Annotated in this window: 1 protein-coding gene; it reads left to right on the top strand. The window is 48.0% G+C overall.

The genetic code is table 11. The features are described from left to right. Positions 1 to 40: 40 nt before the first annotated feature. On the top strand, positions 41 to 835 hold a 795-nt coding region (locus tag J5069_RS23700; protein WP_264646110.1), incomplete at its 3' end, for a sensor histidine kinase.

Below are 835 nucleotides of genomic sequence, written 5' to 3'. Positions count from 1 at the left end.
AATCAAACATTCACGGGAATCGCCATTGGAGGATAGTGAATTGACTGAAGGAACATTTTCCGCATCCTCTGCCATGTCTATCGCCGAGTTCGAGCGCAAATTAGCCGCCAGAGACAAAACGATTGATGTGCTAAAGCGCCGTATCTTGCGAGAGACAGCGCAAGATCATGCCACGCCTTTCGCAATACTGAGGCAAAATGTAGGCTTGGAAAAAGTGGTCGCCCGTAAAACGTTGGAATTAGAAAATGAACGTTACGAGTTAGAAAAAGCACTGAAAGAGCTTCGTTTAACCCAAGTTCAATTGCTACAAGCACAAAAGATGGAATCCATTGGGCAACTCGCGGCGGGGATTGCCCACGAAATAAATACACCGACACAATACGTTTGTGACAACGTGGGCTTTGTTAAAACAGCAACAACGTCACTGATCGCTTTGTTGGACACGGCGCTGGCACTGATCGATACAACACGGGAGAAACTCGCTGAAGACCCCCCCCTAAGGGAGTTCGACACCCTCCGAAAACGAACGAAAGTGGAATTCTTATGCCGCCAACTCCCAAGCGCCTTAGATGAATCGTTGGAAGGCCTTGGGCATATCACCAAGATTGTGGCTGCCATGAAAGAATTCTCGCATCCTTCGCACAATGAAAAAGAAATGGTCGACGTCCGCGATGTGATCAACACCACAGCAACCGTCGCCCGTAATGAAAGGAAATACGTTGCTGAACTAGAGACACACTTTGAGCATGAATTACCCAAGCTCCCCTGTCTGAGAGACGCCATTGGGCAGGCTATTCTAAATCTGATAGTGAATGCAGCCCACGCTATTGCAGAT

The sequence above is a fragment of the Candidatus Symbiopectobacterium sp. NZEC127 genome (assembly GCF_025962675.1).
In the GTDB taxonomy this organism is placed as follows: Bacteria; Pseudomonadota; Gammaproteobacteria; order Enterobacterales; family Enterobacteriaceae; genus Symbiopectobacterium.
Note: the sequence above shows the minus strand (reverse complement) of the source record. Positions and strands in the feature narration are given on the sequence as shown.